This window comes from Streptomyces turgidiscabies Car8, from assembly GCF_000331005.1.
Taxonomy (GTDB): domain Bacteria; phylum Actinomycetota; class Actinomycetes; order Streptomycetales; family Streptomycetaceae; genus Streptomyces; species Streptomyces turgidiscabies.
The window spans coordinates 1-22158 of sequence record NZ_AEJB01000303.1; the positions used below are offsets into that span (position 1 = coordinate 1).

A 22158-nucleotide genomic window follows, 5' to 3' on the forward strand; every position below is an offset into this window, starting at 1 on the left:
CGCGGAGGCGGCGGCAGCCGAGGCCACGCGGCGTTCAGCCCGGCCCGCGCCCGGGCTGACGGCACGTGAGCGGCGCCCTGCCGACCGGGGGCGCGACGTACGGGAACTGCTCGCCCAGTCCTTCGAGTCGCTCCCCGACGACTCCCTGCCGGGCCCCCTGAGGAACTCGGAGCCCTGGGACGACGACCCACGTCCGGACACCTCGCCGCCGGTGACCGTCGGGGATGTCCTGCGTGCCGTTGCCGCACCGGCCTCGCGACACGGCACCGTGGGCGACGAGCCCCCGGGGCCGGCGTCACCAGGCAGGTCGGGGGACACCTCGACCACGCCGGGCGAACCGGGCACCACGAGGACCGCCGACGCCACGAGGACCCCCGGCACCGCGGGGACCCCCGGCACCGCGGGGACCCCCGGCACCGCGGGGACCCCCGGCACCACCAAGACCCCCGGCACCACCAAGACCCCCGGCACCACCAAGACCCCCGGCACCGCGAGGACCGTCGGCACCACCAGGACCCCCGGCACCGCGAGGACCGTCGGCACCACCAGGACCCCCGACGCCACGAGGACCCCCGACGCCACGAAGACCGCCGGCACCCCGATCAGCCAAGGCACCCAAGGCACCCAAGGCACCCACGACACCCGGGACTCGCAGGGCATCCGTGACACCCACGGAAGCCACACCACCCGGAACACCCACGGCACCCAAGCCATCGCCAGGCCCCGGCAGGCCGCACCGCCCTACGAGGGTCGCCCCGGTCCCCCCGCGCGCCCCGGCACCTCACGCCTCGCCTCCTCGTCCTCCTCCATGGCCGCCCCCGGCCGTGACGGTGAGCTGCGCCGAACCTTCCCCGCTCTGCCGGCCTCGGGGAGCCGGGCCGGGGCGGCCAAGCGCGTCGGCTTCGCGGAGAGCTGGTGGGGGAACGCCTGGGTGGCCGCCCTGGAGGAGGGCGCGTTGGACGCCGCCCGGCTGGGGCGGGGCCGCGGGTACGCCGAGAAGGGGCACGTCGATGCCATCACCGTGACACCGGGACTCGTACTCGCCTATGTGCAGGGCTCCCGGCCGCGGCCGTACCGCGTCCAGGTGCGGCTGCGCACCCTCGGCGACCAGGAGTGGGAGCGGTTCCTGGACGCCGCCGTGGAACGGCCCGGGCACATCGCCGCGCTGCTCGACAAGGAGATGCCCCAGTCCCTCGCCGACTGCGGAGCACCACTGCTGCCCGGCCCCGGCGACCTCGAACCCCGGTGCAGCTGCCCCGACTCCGGACACCCCTGCAAGCACGCCGCGGCCCTCTGCTACCAGACCGCCCGCCTTCTCGACGCCGACCCCTTCGTCCTGCTCCTCCTGCGGGGCCGGGGCGAACGGGAGGTGCTCGACGAGTTGTCCCGGCGCAACGCCGCCCGAGCCGCTCACGAACAGCAGCCGGCGGGCTCCTTCCCCGGGGTCCGGGCCTCCGACGCGCTCGTCCCGCGCGACCTCCCGCCCCTCCCGGCCCCGCTGCCTCCCCGTCCGCACCCCGAGCCACCCCCGGCCTACCCGGCGTCGCCGGGCGGCCCGGACCCCTTCGCGCTGGACCAGTTGGCGACGGACGCCGCCGCCCGCGCCCACACGCTGCTCACCTCCGGCCACGACCCGGTCGGTGAACTGACTCTGTGGCAGGACGCCGTACGTCTCGCCGCCGCCCGCCCCGGCTCGGGCCTCACCGCCGGCACCCGGTCCCTCTACTCCTCGCTCGCCAGAGCCGCCGGCCGTACCCCGGCCGATCTGGCACGCGCGGTGGCCGCCTGGCGGCAGGGCGGGCTCGACGGACTCGCGGTCCTCGAAGAGGCCTGGGACCCACCGGCGGGACGGTTCGACCGCGCCCGCCCGCTCCTCCTCGCCGCGGACCTCCCGGCGTTCAGACCCCGGCGCAACCACCTCACCCACCCGCGCGGCCACATACAGCTGCGCCTGGGCCGCGACGGCCTCTGGTACGCGTACGAGTCCGAACCCGGCCACGACGACTGGTGGCCCCGAGGCACCCCCGACCTGGACCCGGTCGGCGCCCTCACCGGCCTCGGCAACCCGACAGAGCCCTGACCCGGCGCGCTCGTCTCGTCCCGCACCGGGCACCAAGTTGACGGCACCCTCACAGAAAACGGTTACCCGATCCGTCACGTCCTCCCCCTCCGACGCATCCCGCGAGCCGCCCGGCGTGCAGTAACGTCGGGCTGTGACGGACAACGGGAACAGTGAACCGCCGACCTCTCGCCCGCCCGGCCCTGGAAAGCGGAAGCGGGCCGGCGCCCAGCAGGCCGGCCAGGAGCGCCCCAGCACGATCCGGGACGTCGCCGAGAAGGCCGGCGTCTCCGTAGCAACCGTTTCCCGTACCCTCGCCGGCAACTATCCGGTCTCCGACGAGGCCAGGGCCCGGGTCATGGCAGCCGTCGAGTCGCTCCACTACGTGGTCAACGTGCACGCCAAGGCCCTCTCCGGGCGCGTCGCGGGCCCGGTCGCGCTGGTCATCAAGGACATCACCGGTCCGTCGCTCGCCCATGTCGCCGCGGGAGTGGAGCAGGAGGCCGCCGACCGGGGAAGGCTGAGCCTCGTGTGCGCCACCCACGACGACGCGGCGCGCGAGGACGCCCTGGTCCAGCTCATGCGGGAGCAGCACGCCGCCGCCGTGCTCCTCGTGGGCGGCGTGGTGCCGGACGCGGCGTACGAGCGGCGGATGATCGGCTACGCGCGGGCGCTGGACGCCGCCGGGTCGCGGCTGGTGCTGGTCGGCCGTCCGGCCCCGGCGCCGGACCTGCCGGTGACGGTCGTGGATTACGACAACCGGGGCGGCGCTTTCCAGGCCGCCTCGCACCTGCTCGCGTCGGGGCACCGCCGGGTGTTGTTCCTCGGGGGAGAGGCCGGGCTGAGCAGCGGGGACGAGCGGCGGTCCGGCTACCGGGACGCGCTGCGCGCGCACGGCGCCGACCATGTCGAGGAACTCGACACCACGGGGACGTACACCCGCGCCTCCGGCTACACCCGCACCCGGGACGCGGTGCGGGCCGGGGTGGAGTTCACGGCGGTGTTCGCCGCCTCGGACATGGTCGCGCTGGGCGCGCTCGCCGCGCTGCGCGAGGCCGGGCTCGACGTACCGGGCGACGTGTCCGTCGTGGGCTTCGACGACGTGCCCTTCGCCACCGACCTGACCCCGTCCCTGACCACGGTCCGGGTGCCCTACGAGGAACTCGGCCGGACCGCCGTACGCCTGGCCCTGGAGCGCAAGGAGTCTCTCGGCACCGAGGACCACGTGGTCCTCGGCACACAGCTCGTCATCCGGCGGTCGGTGCGCCGACTGCCCTGGTGAAGCCCGTCGCCCCAACCACCCCTGCTGCCGCATCAGGTCATCGTTCGTACCGTGGGGTCGTACCGCGGGGTCCACTGGGCTCGTGCGACCGCCGCCCGCAGGTCCTCCTCCGTCGCATGCGGTGCGACGCCGTCCTCGACGGCCGCCGTCGCCGCGGCCACGGCGATCTCCCGGGCCGCGTCGCGCATGTCCCGTAGCGGTGGCAGCAGCGGCGCGGCGGCGACGTCGTCCGGGGCGGACCGTGCGGCGCGGCGGCCCACGGCGCGGGCGGCGGCGACCATCATCGGGTCGGTGACCCTGGTCGCCCGGGCGGCCGTCACCGCGAGGCCGATGGCAGGGAAGACGTACACGTTGTTCGCCTGCGCCACCGGCACCTCGCGGCCGTCGATCTTCAGCGGCGGGAACGGTGAGCCGGTGGCGACCAGTACCTTCCCGTCCGTCCAGCGGGCGAGGTCGGCGGGGTCGGCCTCGGAGTGCGAGGTCGGGTTCGACAGCGGGAAGATCACGGGTCGCTCGCAGGTGGACGCCATCTGCCGGACGATCTCCTCGGTGAAGGCGCCCTTCGCGGTGGACAGCCCGATCAACACGGTGGGCTCCACCCGCCGGACCACCTCGGCGAGGCCGAGCTGCTCGCCCTCGCCCTCGCCCTCGTCGTCGTGGGCGTAGTCGTCGCGGGCGTAGACGCGCTGCTCCTCGCTGAGCCCCTCGCGCGAGGTGACGAGCAGCCCGTCGACGTCGACGAACCAGAAGCGTGAGCGGGCCTCGTCCGGCGACAGGCCCTCGTCAGTCATCGCCGTACGGATCATGTCGGCCACCCCGACCGCCGCGGAGCCCGCGCCGAGGATCACGATCCGCTGGTCGGTCAGGTGGGTGCCGGCGACCGTGGTGGCCGTGGTCAGCGCCCCGAGAGCGACGGCGGCCGTGCCCTGGATGTCGTCGTTGAAGGTCAGCAGCCGATCCTGGTAGCGGGTGAGGATCGGGCGGGCGTGGGCGGTCGCGAAGTCCTCCCACTGCAGCAGCGTGCCGGGAAGTTCGGCCTCCACCGCGGACACCAGCGACTCCACCAGCTCCTCGTACGCGGCGCCCGTGACGCGGCGCTCCCGTCGGCCCAGGTAGTGCGGGTCGGCCAGCAGTTGCTCGTTGTCGGTGCCGGCGTCCAGCAGGATGGGCAGCGTACGGGCCGGGTGGATACCGCCGATCGCCGTGTAGAGGCTGAGCTTGCCGATGGGGATGCCCATGCCACCGACACCCTGGTCGCCCAGTCCCAGGATGCGCTCGCCGTCGGTGACGACGATGACGTCCACGTCCGGGTGCGGGCGGTTGCGCAGGAGCTCCCGGAAGCGGTGCCTGTCCCCGTACGAGAGGAAGAGCCCGCGCGGACGGCGGTAGATCTCGCTGAAGCGCCGGCATGCCTCGCCGACGGTCGGCGTGTAGACGACGGGCAGCATCTCCTCCAGATGCCCGGTGACCAGGTGGTGGAAGAGGATCTCGTTGGTGTCCTGCAGCTGGCGCAGATAGATGTGCCGGTTCAGCGGCTTGTCGTAGCCGAGGAACGCCTCGTACGCGCGGTCGGCCTGTTCGTCGAGTGTCTCCACGGCGGCCGGAAGCAGTCCGTCGAGACCGTGCTCGGCCCGCTCCTGGGGGCTGAAGGCGGTGCCTTTGTTGCGCAGGGGATCCGCGAGGAGGCTGGTGCCGGCAAGGGATTCGTTCGCTGTCATGGTGTTCGCCTGCCCGGGATGCCGCGCAAGGTCGCAAAACCGTCGGCAAGGAACGGTCATCACTTCGTCCGGCCGACACCGTTCCCGGCCGCACACGGGGGTTGTCCCGACCGCGTTCCCTGGCACCAGCGGCACCACGGACGGACGTGCCAGCCGGATTCCGCGTGCGGTCGACGCGCCGAAGAATCGAAGCGACCGGAGCAACAGCACCCGCAGCCGCCGAAGGATCCCCCATGTCCCGAACTCCCCGCCGACGCGGGCCCACGTACCGCGTTCTGTCGGCGCTCGCCCTGCTGACCCTGACCGCCGGCGCCGTCACGGCCTGCGGTGACAACGACCCGGCCGCCGAGCACGCCGCCTCGCCCGGAGCCGGTCGGGCAGGCGTGACGAAGCTGCACATGATCACCAACGACGGTCACCGTCTGGCCTTCCATGTCACCCCCGGAAACGGTCACACGATCGTCCTGGACTCCGGCGGCGGTGAGGACTCCTCACAGTGGAAGGACCTTGTCCCCAAGCTCCACGCGGACACCGGCGCCACCGTCATCACGTACGACCGGGCCGGTCTCGGCGACAGCGACGTGGTGCCCGGCCCATGGAAGGTCGAGAGCGCGGTCAGCGACCTCAAGTCCGGGCTCGATCAGCTGGGCGTCACCGGGAACGTGATCCTGGTGGCGCACTCGCAGGCCGGCGAGATCGCGGCCCACCTCGCCGACGACAGACCGAAGATGCTCTCCGGCGCGGTCCTGGTCGACGCCAATCTTCCCCCGTTCTTCACGGACGAGGAGATCGCCCGTCTCGTGGCCGCGAGCCGGCCGCAGGTCGAGGCGGCGAAGAAGGACCCCGACAAGCCGGCGAACCGCCAGCTCATCTCCACCGCGGAGGGCTTCGCCCCGGCGCACAAGGCCTTCCACCAGGTCACCTGGCCGGACTCGGTACCGGCGACGGTCATGGTTTCGGAGCAGACGCCGTTCCCCGGGTCCCCGGTGGACGCCCGGCGCTGGCGCGCGGCCGCCGCTTCGTTCGCCGGGGAGGGGCCCGGCCGAACACTTGTCACCGCGAAGGGAAGTTCCCACGAGGTGCCGACGGACCGTCCCGACCTCGTACTCAAGGCGGTCGAGGCCATGGTCGCCGCACAGGTTCCGCCCGCCGGGGGCGCGTCGTGACATGAGGCCCGCAGACAGGGGCACTCGCGATGGAATGCAGGGAGAAACGCAGGGAGAGTCACAAGCAGACCGGACGCATGCCATGAGCGACGCCCACGCACGGCCTGTACGGGCGGACACCTCACAGCGGCGGGCCGGGGGCAGGCACCGGCGTTCCGGACGTCGAGCCGGCCGGTGGCATCGCAGGCTTCTGGCCTACCGCGGCATCGAGATGCTTCCCTCCTCCCAGCCGGTGGGCGCGGGTGAGGAGTGCCTTCTGCTCGTGCACATCCGCAAGGTGGTCGGCCGGGTGACCTACCGGGCGTGCGCCGAGTGCGCCGAGGGTGTGATCGTCGACGTCGTCCTCGACGAACCGTTCCGCGACTGCGGCCTGGGCACCAGGGCGCTGTCGCATCTGCGCTCCCAGCATCCGGACTTCACTTGGCGCACCACGCTCGACAAGCGCCTCACGCGCGACCTGCTGCGCCGGATGTGCATCCCCAAGGCAGGCGCGGGAGAGAACTGCTCCCACACCCGGTCCGCCGTCGTAGCCCCTGCCGGAACCTGAACGGCGCAGGCATGCAATCGCCGCGACGGTGCAGACGTGACGTATGTGGTGTGTCATCTACCGAGAGACGTCCGGCGAGCCGGAGCAGGTCGACAGGCAACAGATCGACGAACGACAGGTCGGCGGTGACAGTGCGGCCGTGCTGGACGCCCTGAAGCGTCTGGGAGGGGACGAGTTCTGCTGGGTGCATCTGGACGACCCCGGCCCAGGTGACCTGGAAGAGCTCGCGGGCCCGCTGGGACTGCATCCGCTGGCGGTCGAGGACGTCGGCGAGGCGCACCAGCGGCCCAAGCGGGAGCGGTACGGAGATGTGCTCGCGGTGGCTCTGAAGACGTTGTGGTACGTCAAGGACCGCCGCGAGGTGGAGACCGGCGAGGTGATGGTCTTCACCGGCCCGCGTTTCGCTCTGACCGTCCGTCACGGCCGGGCCGACCCCACCGGCGAGGCGGCGAGGCGGCTCGGTGAGGATCCGCAGATGCTGCGGTTCGGGCCCGTCGCCGTGCTGCACGCCGTCCTGGACACAGTGGTCGACTCCTACACCGAGGCCGCCGTCCAGGTCCGCACCGACCTGACCGCGCTGGAGCGGCGCGTGTTCTCCCCGGAACGCGAGGACCTCACCGAGGGCGTGTACTCCCTCAAACGTGAGGTCCTGGAATTCCGCGACGCCGTCCAGCCCCTGGTCCCGGTGGCGCAGGACTTCGCCGGCCCCCACTCCGGCTGGCCCGAGGAGATGCTGCCGTACTTCCGCGACGTCGCCGACCACATGCACCGCACCGACACCGAGGTGCGCTCACTGGACGAACTGCTCAACTCCGCCCTCGACGCCCACCTCGCACGGGTGGGAACCTGGCAGAACGACGACATGCGCCGTATCTCCGCCTGGGCCGCGATCCTGGCGACCCCGACCCTCGTCGCAGGGATCTACGGCATGAACTTCGCGCACATGCCGGAACTGACCTGGACATACGGATATCCGCTCGCCGTCGCCGTGATGGTCGGCGCCGCTGCCCTGCTGCACCGGTCCTTCCGCCGCAACGGCTGGCTGTGAGCACCGGGCGTCGGCGAAAGACTTGGTGGGCGGGGCAGGCGGAACCGGGTACCGTCGTATGCATGTTCTTCCGGACGCAGATTTACGAGTGAGAGCGTGGCGGGCCCCCGCCGGCGTCCTTCGATGTCGCCGCGCAGCCCCCCACCGATGAATCCGTAGTTCACTCCTCACTCCACAACATTTCGGGAGAACCCGTGACCGTCAGCAAGAACATCAACAACCCCGTGGGCATGGGCGGCGGCCAGCGCAAGAGGCTGTCCCGCGCCGAGCGCCAGAACAACGGTCCGCACCGCAACCTCGACCGCCAGGGCGCCGCCGAGCAGAAGGCGGAGCTGGTACGCAAGATGCGCGAGAAGGCCGGCGCGGCCGAGGCCGCCGGACAGACGGACGACGACACAGCGAAGAGCTGACGCACCGACCGCCGCCGCAGAGCGGCACCGCACGGAGCAGGGCCCGGACCGCGACGCGCGCTCCGGGCCCTGCTGCCGTACCGGGCGAGGCCGGTGTGAGCCCGGTCGGGTGCCTGCTGCCCTGCTGGGGGGCGTGTCGGGTCGTGCAGCTCAAGGGGTGTGGTCCGGTGTCGCGGGCGTTCGGATGCGGTCCTCGGAAAGCACAGGCCGGACGCAGGCCGGGGCGGCGCCCGGCGCGTGCCGCGCTCCAGCTCACTCCTGGAAGCGGTATCCGGTGGGCGCGTCGCAGTACCCGATTGTCCGGGCAGCAGTTGGGCGGGTCATGAACCACTCTCCTTCTGCCGTGGACGCAGACGCCGGGTTCCTGTCCGCTGTGGGCGCTCAGGGCGGTGCGGCGGGACCCGGCACGTGCAGTTCGGGGTGGCACGCCGGCGAGGCTGAGGTGTGTCGGTGGGCGCAGCGGTGGCATCTGGTGGGTGAGCCCGCTCAGGCGCGGCGGCTGGCAGGTATGGGGCACGGGCGCATGGCTGGGCTGACCGTGCCGTCGGCGTCGCCGGCGGAGTTGGGCCTGCTCGCGTGCTGGGGAGCGTTCATCACGCTGGTGGACGACGGGTTCGACCGGCACCCCGGCCCGATCTCGGCGGCCCAGGTGCGCGCCGTGCTCGATCCCCTCGTCGCGGTGGTCTCCGGAACCGGTGCGGGCGCGGCGGGAGACACACCCGTGGTCGCCGCGCTGGAGGAGTTGTGGGAGCGGACGTGCGTGGGCACGGAGCCGGGGTGGCGGGCGCGTTTCGCGGCGTGCTACGCGTCCTTCGCGGACGCGACCGTGCAGGAGGCGCGGTGGGGGGAGACAGGGCACACCCCGTCGAGGGAGGAGTACGTCCGACTGCGCCGACGCACGATCACCGTGTCCCCGCTGCTGCTGGTGGCCGAGCGGCTGGCAGGCGCGTGGCCGTCGACGGAGGTGCTGCACGAGGTGTGCGCCGATGTCGTGGCCTGGACGAACGACCTGATGGACGCGGGCTCGCGGCGGGCCGGCGAGGTGACGTTGGTCGAGACGCTGGTCCAGGAGCGGAATGCGGACCGCGGTGAGGCGGCGGCGATCGTGCGGGCGATGATCGAGGAGAGACTGGAGGACTTCGAGACGGCCGCAGGACAGCTGACGGCCCGGCATGCGCAGGTGGAGGACGTCCGTTCGCGGGCCGGGCGGGTCCGTACGTTCATGTACGGCGCCGTCGCCTGGCAGTACGAGAGCGGGCGTTACCGCGCCGCGCTGCCTCACCAGCGGGTGTCGGGCGACCTGTCGGATCCGGTGGAGTCGGCCGCCGTCCGCCTCGAACGCCGCCTGGCTCTGGCCGTGGCACCCGGCGGTGCCCTTCCGGACCGGTGCGCGGGCCGCGTGCTGGAGACGGCGCTGCTCCTGGCTCTGCTCCGAACGCGCGGCACGCACCGTGACGAGCAGCGGGAGCTGACCGCTTGGCTGGACGACCGGCGTGAGGGCGCCGACCGGCTCGACGCGCTGCTCATCGACGCCTGCCTGAGCCCTCACACGTTGCCGGCGGACGCCGCTGACGCGGCCAGTCTCGTGGCCGACGGGTCGGACGCCGGGGTGGGTGGCCGGGGCCGGCTCAAACGCAGCATGCTGCACGCGGTGCTGCACGTGCTGGGCGGACTGCGCCTCACCGACGAGGACGCCCCGGGCCCTGCCTCCACCGACACGTTGTCCACCTACAGCTCGGTGCACCTCCTGGCCGTACGCGTCCTGTACGCGCAAGCCACCGGATACCCGTACGCGGTCACCAGCGGTGAGCGCTTCCACCTGGCCGATCTGCTGGACGACACCAGCGGGCGGCTGCTGTGGGAGGCCAGCGCCACCACCCATCTGCTCGGCCTCAACGCCCTGCAGTCCTACCGGGCCGGTCACCCGTTGATCGAACGGGCCGTCACCGGCCTGCTGCACGCCCGTGCCCATGACGGCGGGATGCCGTTCCTCGACAGTCAGGACGTCTGGCTGTCCGCCGTGGCCGGTCTCGGCTTCCTCGGACGACCCGCGCTGCGCCCGTACACGTCGAGGATGGGGGAGTTCGTCGCCGCCCGACAGGCCCGCGACGGAGGCTGGCCGTTCGCCGGCGGCGTCCGTCAGACCGATGTCGACACCGCCGCCCGCTGTATGGAGTTCCTCCACGCCCTCGACGCTCACCGGTACCGCCGTCACCTCCGGCGGGGTGCCGCCTACCTCGCCGCCACGGCCGGCCCCGACGGCGGATTCCCCACCTGGCTGGAGGGTGACGAGCCCGACCTCGACATGACCGCGGGCGCCGTCATCGCTCTTGCCCCCTTCGGCGAGGAGTACGCCCCGCTCGTCGCCACCGCCACCGGCTTCGTACTCGACGCCCAGCACGCCGACGGCACCTGGACGCCCAGTTGGACCGTGAGCGAGCCGAGCGTCATCCTGCGCGCCGTCGACGCGCTGCACGCCGCACGCGACGTCCCCGGCATCGACCGCACACGGACGGCGGCGGCCACCGCCCGCGCCGTGGCCCGCCTGACCTCCACCCAGCAGGTGGACGGAGGATGGGGTCCCACCCCCGGCGGCGACAGCGATGCCCTCTCCACCGCCCAGGCAATGACCGTCGTCGCCCGGTACGGGCCACCTCACGCCGCCTCGACCGCCACCGCTCACCTCCTGGCCCGGCAGGACGAATTCGGCCGCTTCCCCGCCCCGCCCGACCAGGTCGGCCCACGCCCTCTGCCCTTCGACTTCCCCGTCGTCGCCGACCTCCACGCCCTGACAGCCCTGCACCACGCCGGGGCCCTCGCCGCTCCGGATCACCGGATTCCCGCAGGAACACCCGGCACGGCCCACCGGAAGCCGTCGGGGACGTCCGACCCGGGCTGCTCGGCGCTGGAGTCGAGCATGCGCGGTGTGCTGCTCCGGCCGGAGCAGGCCGCCTACGAGCAGGCCCGGCTGCTGGTCAACCAGCGTTTCGACGACATCCGCCCCCAGGCGATCGCCTACCCGGCCGACGTCCAGGACGTGGTGGAATGCGTGAACTTCGCCCGGACCGGCCGTATTCCGCTGGCGCTGCGCTCCGGCGGCCACAGCTACGCCGGATACTCCACGGGCCCCGGACTCGTGCTGGACGTCAGCTCACTCAACACCGCCACCGTCGGGGGCGGCCAGGCGCTGTTCGGAGCCGGCGTCAAGGGCGGGCAGGCCCACCTGGCACTGGCCGCCGCAGGAGCCGGACTGCCGCTGGGCAGGTGTCCCACCATCGGTCTGGCCGGCGTCACCCTCGGCGGCGGACTGAGCGCGTTCACGAGGGCGTGGGGCCTGGCCTGCGACCATCTGCGCGAGGTCGAGATCGTCACCGCCGACGGACACGTCCGCCGGGTACGCCCAGATTCTCCGGGCCCGGACGGTGATCTGTTCTGGGCACTGTGCGGCGGGGGCGGAGGGAACTTCGGTGTGGTGACCGCCCTGGAGTTCGCCACCGAGGACATCCGTGACCTGAGCTTCACCAGGTTCATGGTCACCTGGCCCGATACCGCGACCGCGGCCGTGATCCAGGGCTGGACGGCCTGGAACGCCGACCCGGCCACACCGCGCGCCGTGAGCTGCGCCTTCGAACAGCTCAGCGACTCGGGCATGCCCTCACTGCCCACGGTGACCGGCACCTTCATCGGCGCCCCCGCCGACCTCCAGCCCGTGCTGGACCGGTTGACCGCAGCGGTGGGCCGGTCCGAGACCGACCGGGTGACCGTTCCCTGCGACTACACCCGGGCCGCCAGTGAAGCGGACCGCTGGGGCGGCGGCACCTGGGGACCCCGAGTCGCCTTCGCGGCGAAGTCGCACATCGTGCGCGAACCCCTCGGCCCGGTGTCCTCGACCGACATGGCAGCGGCCCTGGAGAAGCTGCACCGGTTCACGGGGGTGGGAGGGGCCGGCGGTCTGCTCATCGATGCCCTCGGCGGCGCCGTCGACGACCGCCCCGCTCACGCCACCGCCTTCCCGCACCGCTCCGCCGTCGGCGTCGTCCAGTACCACTCATACTGGCACCGGTTCACCGACCGCGCACACGTCGACCGCAGGCTCACATGGCTACGCGAAGTCCATGCCACCATGCAGCCCCACCTGGGCACCGGCGGCTACACCAACGGCATGGATCCCGAACTCACGGAATGGGCCGTGGCCTACCACGGCGAGAACTACCCGAGGATGCAGCGCGTCAAAGCCACCCACGACCCCGAGCAGTTGTTCACCTTCCCCCAGGCAGTCACACCCCAGCCGGCACCGGGTGCTACCGGGACGCCGAGGGGGAGGCAGGTGTGAGCCACGCCAAGCCTTCCACCAAGCGTTCACCGTGTGGTGTTCAGGCCGCTGTTGGGGGGATTCCGGAAGGTTTCCGGCTGAGTCGCGCCGAGCCTCGTCCGTGCCGCCACAATCGATGCTGACACGGCCCGCGTACATGCCGGAGAACGCGTCTCCGGGTCCTCGTCGGCAGGTCCGGCAGCCCCGGAGTGGGGCGAGCCCGCCAGATACACCCCGGCGATGTGACATCTCGTGACAGATGAGAGGGTCGGGCGGGTGAGTGAGACACCGATGAACAGCCTCCAATACCGCTTCGACGGGCCAGAATCCGCCCCGGTCCTGATCCTCGGTCCCTCACTGGGTACCACATGGCACATGTGGGACCGGCAGGTGCCGGAGCTGGTGAAGCAGTGGCGGGTCTTCCGCTTCGACCTGCCCGGGCACGGTGGCGCCCCCGCCCATCCCGCCGGGTCGGTCGCCGACCTGGCGAACCGGCTGCTCGTCACGCTCGACAGGGCCGGCGTGCAGCGGTTCGGCTACGCGGGCTGTGCGCTCGGCGGTGCGATCGGCGCCGAACTGGCGCTGCGTCACCCGGAGCGGCTGGCCTCGCTCGCGCTGATCGCCGCCTCGCCCCGCTTCGGAACGGCCGACGAGTTCCGCCAGCGCGGTGTGATCGTCCGGACGAACGGGCTCGACCCCATCGCCCGTACCTCTCCCGAGCGCTGGTTCACCAGTGGCTTCGCCGCCGCGCAGCCCGCGATCACCGAGTGGGCCGTACAGATGGTCCGCACCACCGACCCCGGCTGCTACATCGCGGCCTGCGAATCGCTCGCCTCCTTCGACGTACGGGGCGAGCTGGCCCGCGTCGGGGTGCCGACCCTCGTCCTTGTCGGGTCCGACGACCAGGTCACCGGACCCGCCGAGGCCCGCACGCTGGTCGCGGGTATCCCGGACGCCCGCCTCGCGGTGGTGCCCGGCGCCTCCCACCTGGTTCCGGTCGAGCAGCCCGCGGCCGTCACCGACCTCCTCGTACGCCACTTCTCGACGGCCTGGCAGCCCGCCTACGACACCGGAACCGGCCAGGCGGCCATCTCGGCGGCGCCGGTCATGCCGGTACTGGCCGCCCTCCAGCCGGTCACCCCCATCGCGGAGATCGCGCCGCCCGTCCCGCAGCCCGAGGCACAGGGGCGTCCGGACCGGTACGACGCCGGGATGAAGGTCCGCCGTGAGGTGCTCGGCGACGCGCACGTCGACCGGGCGCTCGCGCAGGCGGACGAGTTCTCCGGGGACTTCCAGGACTTCGTCACGAGATACGCGTGGGGCGAGATCTGGAGCCGGCCCGGCCTCGACCGGCGCTCCCGCAGCTGCGTCACCCTCGCCGCCCTCGTCGCCGGCGGTCACCTCGACGAACTCGCCTTCCACACCCGCGCCGCCCTCCGCAACGGCCTCACCCCCGCCGAGATCAAGGAAGTACTCCTCCAGGCCGCCGTCTACTGCGGGGTCCCCGCCGCGAACAGCGCGTTCAAGGTGGCCCAGCAGGTCATCCGCGAGGAGACGACGCCCGAGGGGTGACCCGGAGGTAAGAGCCGGAGCCTGGTGGTGAGAGCACCAGCCCCAGCCGCTCACGGCCCGGGTCCGCGCGGCAGGATGGACCCATGAAGCTCACCAAGAAGTCGCACGCCTGCGTCCGCCTGGAGAAGAACGGGCAGACGCTCGTCCTCGACCCCGGGGGATTCAGCGAGGAGGACGCCGCGGCCGGCGCCGACGCGATCCTGGTCACGCACGAGCACGGGGACCACTTCGACGAGGGCCGGCTGCGCGCCGCCCTGGACGCCAATCCGGCCGCAGAGCTCTGGACCCTCGCCGCCGTCGCGGAGCAGCTCTCCGCCGCCTTCCCCGGCCGCGTCCACACCGTCGGCCACGGCGACACGTTCACCGCCGCGGGCTTCGACGTCCAGGTCCACGGCGAACTGCACGCCGTGATCCACCCGGACATCCCGCGCATCACCAACGTCGGCTTCCTCGTCGACGGCGCCGTCTTCCACCCCGGCGACGCCCTCACCGTCCCCGACCACCCGGTCGACACCCTGCTGCTTCCGGTCATGGCCCCGTGGAGCAAGCTCTCCGAGGTCGTCGACTACGTCCGTGAGGTCAAGCCGCAGCGCGCGTACGACATCCACGACGCCCTTCTCACGGACCTCGCCCTCCCGATCTACGGCCGGCTGGTCGGCGGTCTCGGCGGCGCCGAGCACGTGCGGCTGACGCCGGGGACCTCGACGGAGGTCTGAGGGGCGTTGTCAGACCCGGCGGGTAGGTTGTGGGGCATGCGTATCGCGACCTGGAACGTGAACTCGATCACCGCCCGCCTGCCGAGGCTGCTGGCCTGGCTGGAGAGCACCGGCACGGACGTGCTGTGCCTCCAGGAGGCCAAGGTCGCCGCCGAGCAGTTCCCGGTCGACCAACTGCGCGAGCTGGGCTACGAGGCGGCGGTCAACGCGACCGGCAGGTGGAACGGCGTCGCGGTGATCTCCCGCGTGGGCCTGGAGGACGTGGTGCGGGGCCTGCCCGGCGACCCCGGCTACGAGGGCGTCGAGGAGCCCCGCGCCGTCTCCGCGACCTGCGGCCCGGTCCGCGTCTGGTCGGTGTACGTGCCGAACGGCCGCGAGGTGGCGCATCCCCACTACGCCTACAAGCTCAGCTGGTTCGAGGCACTGAAGGCGGCGGTCGCCGGCGACGCGGCCGGCAGCCGCCCCTTCGCGGTCCTGGGCGACTTCAACGTGGCCCCGACGGACGAGGACGTCTACGACCTGGCCGCCTTCGAGGGACTCACCCACGTCACCCCGGCCGAGCGCGCCGCCCTGGCCGCCCTGCGCGAGGCCGGCCTCACGGACGTGGTTCCGCGCCCCCTGAAGTACGACCGCCCGTACACGTACTGGGACTACCGCCAGCTCTGCTTCCCCAAGAACCGGGGCATGCGCATCGACCTGGTCTACGGCAACGAGCCGTTCGCCAAGGCCGCGAAGGACGCGTATGTCGACCGGGAGGAGCGGAAGGGCAAGGGCGCCTCGGATCACGCCCCCGTGGTGGTGGACCTGGAGGTGTAGGGGGACCCGGCTGCCGGGCTCGGGGCGTTCACAAAGCGAGCGCCCCCAACTCCACCGCCCCCGCCAGCGCGGCCAACCCCGCGTCGCCCGGATGCAGATGGTCCCCGCTGTCGTACGCGGGCAGCAACCGCGCCGGCTGCGCCGGATCCCGCAGCGCCGCGTCGAAGTCGAAGAACCCGTCAAAACCGGACCCGGAGCCGGACGCGGACTCCGAGCCGGTGCCCGGTGCAGCCTCCTCCCTGATCCACGTGTTCACGGCCACCCGTTGCGCGTCGACCGCCGACGTGCACCGCGCCTCACCCGCGCACGGCCCGATCGTCGCGACCAGCACCCGCATCCCCCGTGCGCGCACCCGCTCCGCCAGCTCCCGCAGCCCGGCGACGACATCCTCCGCCGGCGCGCCCGTCCGCAGGTCGTTCACGCCCTGGAAGACGATCGCCGTACGCGCCGACGTCTGGGCGAGGACGTCCCGGTCCAGGCGGTGCAGGGCGCTCACCCCGCCCGAGTCGGTCGAGACTCCGTCGCCCGGGTAGCGGTCGGTGAGGACGCGGTTCGCCGAGATGCCCTGGTTGAGGACCCCGTAGCGCGGCACCGTGCTCTGGGCGAGGAGCCGGTCGGCGAGCACATCGGGCCAGCGCCGGTTCGCGTCCACCGTCGACCGCTCGCCGTCGGTGATCGAGTCGCCGAGCACCACCACGGACCCGGGACCGTCACCCACATCGACCCCCGTCAGCAGCGGCCACGTCGTCAGCGTCGAGGTGTACGGAGTCGGGGAACCGTCGGCCGTGTGGTCGCCCGGCTCGCTGACGTACGAGCGCTGCTGCGCGAGCCGGTGCAGAGGCGCCGCCGTCACCGTGCCCGGCAGATGGAAGCTCACCAGTAGATTGCTGTCCGCGGGCACCGCGAAGTCCAGGGGATCGCTGAACGCCTGTGCCCCGGCAGGGAGTTCGACCCCACGTGCGCCCCGGAACGTCAACGGCACAGGCGTGTCGCTCGCCGTGGCACCCGCCGCCTGCACAGCCACCGTCGCGCTGCCGATCCGCACCGGGGCCGACGCGAAGGTGTTGTCGAAGCGGACCCGAACGCGTGGGCCGCCGGCCGACGTGTGCACCACCAGCCGCAGCGTCCGGTCGGTCCACGGGCCCACGGTCGCGTACGTCGAGGTCGGCGCCGCCCAACTGCCCGTCCAGCCGGCCGTGTCGGGCCGTACCGAGAGGGCGAACACATGGAGGTCGGCCGCGTACGGCAGCCGGACGGAGGAGAGCTGATGCCCTCGCACGATCGGCACGGTGACGACGTACAGCCGTGCCTTCTCGGTGAGTTGGCCGGTGGGCGTGTTCACATGCGGCAGTGCGACCGCTTTGGCGCCGAGGGGGCCGGTGCGCCAGTCGGGGGCGGTCAGCAGGTACGAGGACCGGGTGCCGTCCGTGTACGAGACGGTGCCCGCGCCGTTCACGTCGGCGCCGCCGGTGCCGGCGACGAGGAAAGCGAGGGCTTCTCCTTCCCCACGCACGCGCACGGCCTGGCCGGCGGCGCGGACGTTGTCCGGCTCGCCCGGTTCCCGGCAGGGCCAGGCCAGCCGGGCGCCCTGGACAGTGAGGCCGGCCCCTCCGGTCCAGCCGGCGGCCTTCAGGTCCTGGGCCGACACGGAGGCGCCCGAGCCGTCGAAGTCGGCGGCCTCGGGGCGGGCGTCGTCGCTGACGGCGGTGTTGTCGAAGTACCGGGTGAGGGGGAGGGGTTGGGGTTCGCCGGCCCGGGCCGTGGAGGACAGGGGCATCAGCGCCGCGCACAGAGCGAGGGCGATGCCAGGTCCCCGGAGACCACGGACACCCCGGCCCCACGTGCCTCGGCCACCTTGGCGCATATCAGTCCCCCGCTCCGTCGGGCCCGCCGCTCGACGTGGTGTGAAGCTGCAGTGTGAAGCTAAAGAGACACCGGGGGCCCGTCAACGCGGCGGGGCGCCGGACGGGCGCGTACGGGGAACTTGGCCGGAACCCGTGACCCCGCGCGCCCAGTGGTGCGGTCGGCGGTGTGAATGACAGGCTGGACGTATGAACATCCCTTTCCTGGGCAACTGGCGCAAGAAGCATGGACCCGCCCGAGGGGTGGCGGTGTTCGCCGAGGGGGAGCACGACCCCGAGGCGGTCGCGGGGCTGCTGTCCGAGTGCGAGCTGCTCCGTTCCCAGGCGCATCGGGTGGGCGTCGAACTCGACGACTCCGCCGCCTCGTTGGAGGCGCTGGACCAGCTGCTGCCGGGCTGGCGGGACGACGAGGAGTCGCTGCCCTGGCTCGGCAACGACGCGGGCCTCTATCTCGGCACGGTCATCGTGCGGACCGTCCCCGGCGCCGCCTGGGACTTCTGGCCGAACGGCCAGCCCGTCGTACGGCTGTCGTCGGGCCGTGAGTTCGATGTCGTCGCCTCCGGTCAGCAGTGGGCGTCCAACGGTGTCCCCGAGCTGTCCCAGCTGTACGGGGAGGTCGCGGAGACGTGACAGGAGAGGGGCATCTGGCGTAAATACGGCTAATGCCGGAAAAGTGCGTGTCGTGTATTAACTCCGCTCCTGTCTGGATAGTTTGCGGCAACCACGACACAGCTGAAGTGAGTAGGGCTGGGCATGGCTGTCGATCCGTTGATCGAGCTGATGGAAGTCAACAAACACTTCGGTGAGCTGCATGTCCTCAAGGACATCAACCTCACCGTCGGCAGGGGGGAGGTGGTCGTGGTCATCGGCCCGTCCGGGTCGGGCAAGTCCACTCTGTGCAGGGCGATCAACCGGCTGGAGCCGATCGAGTCCGGGACGATCCGGCTCGACGGACAGCTGTTGCCCGACGAGGGCAAGCCTCTCGCGCGGCTCCGGGCCGAGGTCGGGATGGTCTTCCAGTCGTTCAACCTCTTCGCCCACAAGACGGTGCTCCAGAACGTCTCGCTGGGCCAGATCAAGGTGCGCGGACGAAAGAAGGACGAGGCCGACAGACGCTCCCGCGAACTCCTCGACCGGGTCGGGCTCGCCTCGCAGGCGCCGAAGTACCCGGCCCAGCTCTCCGGCGGCCAGCAGCAGCGCGTGGCCATCGCCCGCGCCCTGGCCATGGACCCCAAGGCGATGCTCTTCGACGAGCCGACGTCGGCGCTCGACCCGGAGATGATCAACGAGGTTCTGGAGGTCATGCAGCAACTGGCCCGCGAGGGAATGACGATGGTCGTCGTCACCCATGAGATGGGCTTCGCCCGCTCGGCCGCCAACAGGGTCGTCTTCATGGCCGACGGCAGCATCGTCGAGGACCGCACCCCCGAGGAGTTCTTCACCGATCCGCGCAGCGACCGTGCCAAGGACTTCCTCTCCAAGATCCTAAAGCACTGAGGCCAACATCGGTTGCTGTCACGGGAGTTGAGGACGCCGTGCACTTTCTGACGGACCGGCTTCCCGTAGTGGCCGAAGCCGGGAACCCGTCCGAGCCGAACCTCGACTACGATTTGCCGTTCATCCCCATCGGGATGTGGACCGAGGCCGTCGCACCGGCCGATTCAGGGACGCTGCTGCCAGGCGGGCAGTAGTAGAAGGGCACTCGCTCGCCCGGCGGCAGCCGGAGATCACTGCTCGCGCAGGGGTATCGACACGTATGTGGGTCGTACTTCCGGCGGGGAGGAGGTCAGCTGCGCGCCGGTCGACGTGTGCTCGCTGCACAGAGCGGGTCGACCGGGCCGGCCGACCCGCCGAGGCCGAGCGGGCCCACGTCGCGGAGGTACGCGACGAGGGTGCCGCTCTGCCTGGTTCCGGGGACCTCCCGCGCTTGGACGGCCGTTCCGCGCACGTCCTCTAGGAGGCACGGTGGGAGCTGCGTGGGACGACGGCCGGCAGGGGCGTCTGAGCGACCCGGGTGATGTCCGTGACGACCTCGACGACATCGGGGCCGTACGCCTGTGAGTTGACGACCTTCAGGAGCAGGGCGAAGGAGTTGTTGCCGTGTTTGCGGGCCAGCCGTTCGTGATTGCGGGCGAGGTAGCGGGTCGCCGCCTGGTTGGTGATCGCGCGCTGGCCGCAGAACAGGAACACCGGTCGTGCCTCGCCCCGCTGGCCGGCGGTGAGGCGCGCGAGGATCACGTACTCGCCCCTGCCCGCCTCCAGGCGATAGCGCTCCGTGCCGATCTGGAAGGCGCCGCGGTCAGGTCCGGGTTCGGCGTCGACGTTGACGCGGACGCCGGGGAGCAGGGAGTGCAGATGGGCCAGCATGCGGCGGTTGGAGGCCGGGCCGCCCACGCAGAACTCGGTCCGCTCGCCGATCCCCTGCTGGGTGGCGTCATGGGCGACGACCTGGGCGTGGGCGTTGCAGTCCTTGATGAGCGCGGCGAGTTCCAGCAGCGCGAACACGTCGTGGCGCATCACCGTCAGCTCGGGGCCACCGGCCTCGCGGTTCACCACGAGCAGCGACTCGGAGTTGTCCGGCAGCCCGAAGAAGGCCTGCTTGCGGCGGAGTTTGCGCTTCCACAGATAGGTGCGGGCCAGCCAGCCGAGGGCTGCGCTGATACCGGCCGCGACCACACCGAGGACGATATTGCGCACGTCGTCAGTCATGGGCGCGCATGGTAGCGGTCAACCGCAACGGTGTTCGAGGGGCCCTTACGGGACCGCGTGGAGGAAGTTACGCTGCGCGGACGGTCATTGACTGGAGGTATTCATGCGTCGCCCTGTCGCGCGGAGTCTGGCGGTCCTGGCGGTTTCGGCTGTCGTGATGTCGGTGGGGGCGGCGGCCCCACCGACCGCGTCCCCGTTCACCGACGCTGCCGCGGGTACGCCGGTGAGGAAGGTCCCGGTCGCCGTCGGCTACGGCGGCGCCGTGGCGAGCGTGGACGCGGATGCCTCGGCTGTCGGGATCGAGGTCCTGCGCAAGGGCGGCAACGCGGTGGACGCGGCAGTCGCCACGGCCGCCGCGCTCGGCGTCACGGAGCCCTACTCCAACGGCGTCGGCGGTGGCGGCTACTTCGTCTACTACGACGCCAAGTCCCGTACGGTACGCACGATCGACGGCCGTGAGACGGCACCCCTGACAGCGGACTCGGGTCTGTTCCTGGAGAACGGGCAGCCGATCGCCTTCGCCGACGCCGTCACGAGCGGGCTGGGCGTCGGTACGCCGGGCACGCCCGCGACCTGGCAGGCGGCGCTGGACAGTTGGGGCAGTCAGCGGCTCGGGACGCTGCTGAAGCCGGCGGAGCGGCTCGCCCGTGACGGCTTCACGGTGGACGACACGTTCCGCTCGCAGACCGCGTCCAACGAGGCGCGGTTCAGGAACTTCCCCGACACGGCGAAGCTGTTCCTGCCGGGCGGCGCGCTGCCGGTGGTCGGGTCGACCTTCAGGAACCCCGATCTGGCACGCACGTACGAGGAGTTGGGCCGCAAGGGCGTCGGCGCCATGTATCGGGGGAAGCTGGCGAAGGAGATCGTCGACACGGTCAACAAGCCGCCGGTGGACCCCGGTTCGGGCTACAACGCGCGTCCCGGCGAACTGTCGCTGAAGGACCTGGCGGCCTACGGGGTGAAGCGGCAGGCGCCCACGAAGACGTCGTACCGCGGCCTGGGCGTCTACTCCATGGCGCCCTCCTCGTCGGGCGGTACGACGGTCGGTGAGGCCCTCAACATCCTTGAGAAGACGGACCTTTCGAAGGCGAGCGAGGTCCGGTTCCTGCACCGGTACATCGAGGCGAGCCGGATCGCCTTCGCGGACCGGGGGCGCTGGGTGGGCGACCCGGCCTTCGAGGACGTCCCGACGAAGGAGTTGCTGTCGCAGTCCTACGCCGACTCGCGGGAGTGCCTGATCAAGGACGACGCGACGCTGACGAGCCCGGTCGCGCCCGGAGACCCGCGTCACCCGACGGCCTGCGCGAGCACCGGTGTCGCGGCGCCGACGACGTACGAGGGCGAGAACACCACGCATCTGACGGTGGCCGACAAGTGGGGCAACGTCGTGTCCTACACGCTGACCATCGAGCAGACCGGCGGCAGCGGCATCACTGTTCCGGGCCGCGGTTTCCTCCTCAACAACGAGCTGACCGACTTCTCCTTCGCCCCGGCCAGCCCCGCCGTCCATGACCCGAACCTGCCGGGCCCGGGCAAGCGGCCGCGCTCGTCGATGTCCCCGACGATCGTCCTGGACGCCCATGGCAAGCCGGTGGTGGCCCTCGGGTCGCCGGGCGGCGCGAGCATCATCACGACCGTCCTGCAGACCCTGACGGGCTTTCTCGACCGGGGGCTCCCGCTGGTCGACGCGATCGCGGCGCCGCGTGCGAGCCAGCGAAACCAGACGACCACCGAACTCGAACCGGGGCTGTGGAACAGCGAGTTGAGGGCGAAGTTGGAGGCGATCGGCCAGGGCTTCCGGCTCAACCCCGAGATCGGCGCGGCGACCGGCGTGCAGCGTCTGCCGAACGGGAAGTGGCTGGCCGCCGCCGAGACGGTACGACGCGGCGGCGGCTCGGCGATGGTGGTGCGGCCGGCGTCATGAGTCAGCCGGGGCGGGCG

15 protein-coding genes and 1 pseudogene are annotated in these 22158 nt (G+C 72.0%); 13 read left to right on the plus strand and 3 right to left on the minus strand.

The features are described from left to right. Nucleotides 1-785: 785 nt before the first annotated feature. Together STRTUCAR8_RS20050 and STRTUCAR8_RS20055 are read left to right on the plus strand one after the other, a co-directional pair. A pseudogene (locus tag STRTUCAR8_RS20050) lies at nucleotides 786-2080 on the plus strand (SWIM zinc finger family protein); the annotation flags it as partial. Between the two features lie 133 nt (nucleotides 2081-2213). Continuing rightward, nucleotides 2214-3341: a LacI family DNA-binding transcriptional regulator gene (locus tag STRTUCAR8_RS20055; RefSeq protein WP_006377703.1), complete on the plus strand. Its 1128-nt coding sequence runs from the start codon at nucleotides 2214-2216 to the stop codon at nucleotides 3339-3341. 32 nt (nucleotides 3342-3373) lie between these two features. Here STRTUCAR8_RS20055 and STRTUCAR8_RS20060 read toward each other — a convergent pair whose 3' ends face one another. Then, nucleotides 3374-5059: an NAD-dependent malic enzyme gene (locus STRTUCAR8_RS20060; RefSeq protein WP_006377690.1), complete on the minus strand. Its 1686-nt coding sequence runs from the start codon at nucleotides 5057-5059 to the stop codon at nucleotides 3374-3376. Nucleotides 5060-5292: 233 nt separating this feature from the next. On the opposite strand from STRTUCAR8_RS20060, the gene STRTUCAR8_RS20065 reads away from it, so the two are divergent. The 8 genes from STRTUCAR8_RS20065 to STRTUCAR8_RS20100 all read left to right on the plus strand — a co-directional run bounded on the left by STRTUCAR8_RS20065 (nucleotide 5293) and on the right by STRTUCAR8_RS20100 (nucleotide 15646). Further along, entirely contained in the window at nucleotides 5293-6225 is a 933-nt protein-coding gene (locus STRTUCAR8_RS20065) for an alpha/beta fold hydrolase (protein ID WP_006377688.1), read from the plus strand. An 82-nt stretch (nucleotides 6226-6307) separates the two neighbouring features. After that, complete coding sequence (locus STRTUCAR8_RS54290) at nucleotides 6308-6772, plus strand: N-acetyltransferase (RefSeq protein ID WP_044472522.1); 465 nt, start codon at nucleotides 6308-6310, stop codon at nucleotides 6770-6772. A 43-nt stretch (nucleotides 6773-6815) separates the two neighbouring features. Beyond that, entirely contained in the window at nucleotides 6816-7820 is a 1005-nt protein-coding gene (locus STRTUCAR8_RS20075; RefSeq protein ID WP_006377698.1) for a magnesium and cobalt transport protein CorA, read from the plus strand. Nucleotides 7821-8014: 194 nt separating this feature from the next. Next, nucleotides 8015-8230: a DUF6243 family protein gene (locus tag STRTUCAR8_RS20080; protein WP_006377696.1), complete on the plus strand. Its 216-nt coding sequence runs from the start codon at nucleotides 8015-8017 to the stop codon at nucleotides 8228-8230. Nucleotides 8231-8753: 523 nt separating this feature from the next. Next, nucleotides 8754-12563 carry a terpene synthase family protein gene (locus STRTUCAR8_RS48330; protein WP_006377702.1) on the plus strand — a complete coding sequence of 1270 codons (3810 nt, stop codon included), beginning with the start codon at nucleotides 8754-8756 and terminating at the stop codon, nucleotides 12561-12563. Nucleotides 12564-12818: 255 nt separating this feature from the next. After that, on the plus strand, nucleotides 12819-14114 hold the full coding sequence (gene pcaDC / locus STRTUCAR8_RS20090) for a bifunctional 3-oxoadipate enol-lactonase/4-carboxymuconolactone decarboxylase PcaDC (protein ID WP_044472523.1): 1296 nt from the start codon (nucleotides 12819-12821) through the stop codon (nucleotides 14112-14114). Between the two features lie 83 nt (nucleotides 14115-14197). Beyond that, nucleotides 14198-14830: an MBL fold metallo-hydrolase gene (locus tag STRTUCAR8_RS20095; RefSeq protein WP_006377701.1), complete on the plus strand. Its 633-nt coding sequence runs from the start codon at nucleotides 14198-14200 to the stop codon at nucleotides 14828-14830. Between the two features lie 36 nt (nucleotides 14831-14866). After that, a complete protein-coding gene (locus tag STRTUCAR8_RS20100; protein ID WP_006377694.1) occupies nucleotides 14867-15646 on the plus strand; it encodes an exodeoxyribonuclease III in 780 nt (259 codons plus the stop codon). A gap of 28 nt (nucleotides 15647-15674) precedes the next feature. Here the strand turns inward: STRTUCAR8_RS20100 and STRTUCAR8_RS20105 are convergent, their stop codons facing one another. After that, entirely contained in the window at nucleotides 15675-17510 is a 1836-nt protein-coding gene (locus STRTUCAR8_RS20105) for a GDSL-type esterase/lipase family protein (RefSeq protein ID WP_006377700.1), read from the minus strand. A 187-nt stretch (nucleotides 17511-17697) separates the two neighbouring features. Between STRTUCAR8_RS20105 and STRTUCAR8_RS20110 the strand changes: the two genes are divergently transcribed. Next, nucleotides 17698-18138 (plus strand): DUF6278 family protein, encoded by a 441-nt coding sequence (locus tag STRTUCAR8_RS20110; RefSeq protein ID WP_006377692.1) that lies wholly within the window; start codon nucleotides 17698-17700, stop codon nucleotides 18136-18138. 123 nt (nucleotides 18139-18261) lie between these two features. After that, on the plus strand, nucleotides 18262-19005 hold the full coding sequence (locus STRTUCAR8_RS20115; RefSeq protein WP_006377699.1) for an amino acid ABC transporter ATP-binding protein: 744 nt from the start codon (nucleotides 18262-18264) through the stop codon (nucleotides 19003-19005). Nucleotides 19006-19461: 456 nt separating this feature from the next. On the opposite strand, the gene STRTUCAR8_RS20120 is transcribed toward STRTUCAR8_RS20115, so the two are convergent. Beyond that, entirely contained in the window at nucleotides 19462-20217 is a 756-nt protein-coding gene (locus STRTUCAR8_RS20120) for a hypothetical protein (RefSeq protein ID WP_179200494.1), read from the minus strand. A gap of 103 nt (nucleotides 20218-20320) precedes the next feature. Between STRTUCAR8_RS20120 and ggt the strand changes: the two genes are divergently transcribed. After that, nucleotides 20321-22141, plus strand: coding sequence for a gamma-glutamyltransferase (gene ggt / locus STRTUCAR8_RS20125; RefSeq protein ID WP_006377689.1), 1821 nt, complete (start codon nucleotides 20321-20323; stop codon nucleotides 22139-22141). The last annotated feature ends 17 nt before the right edge of the window (nucleotides 22142-22158 follow it).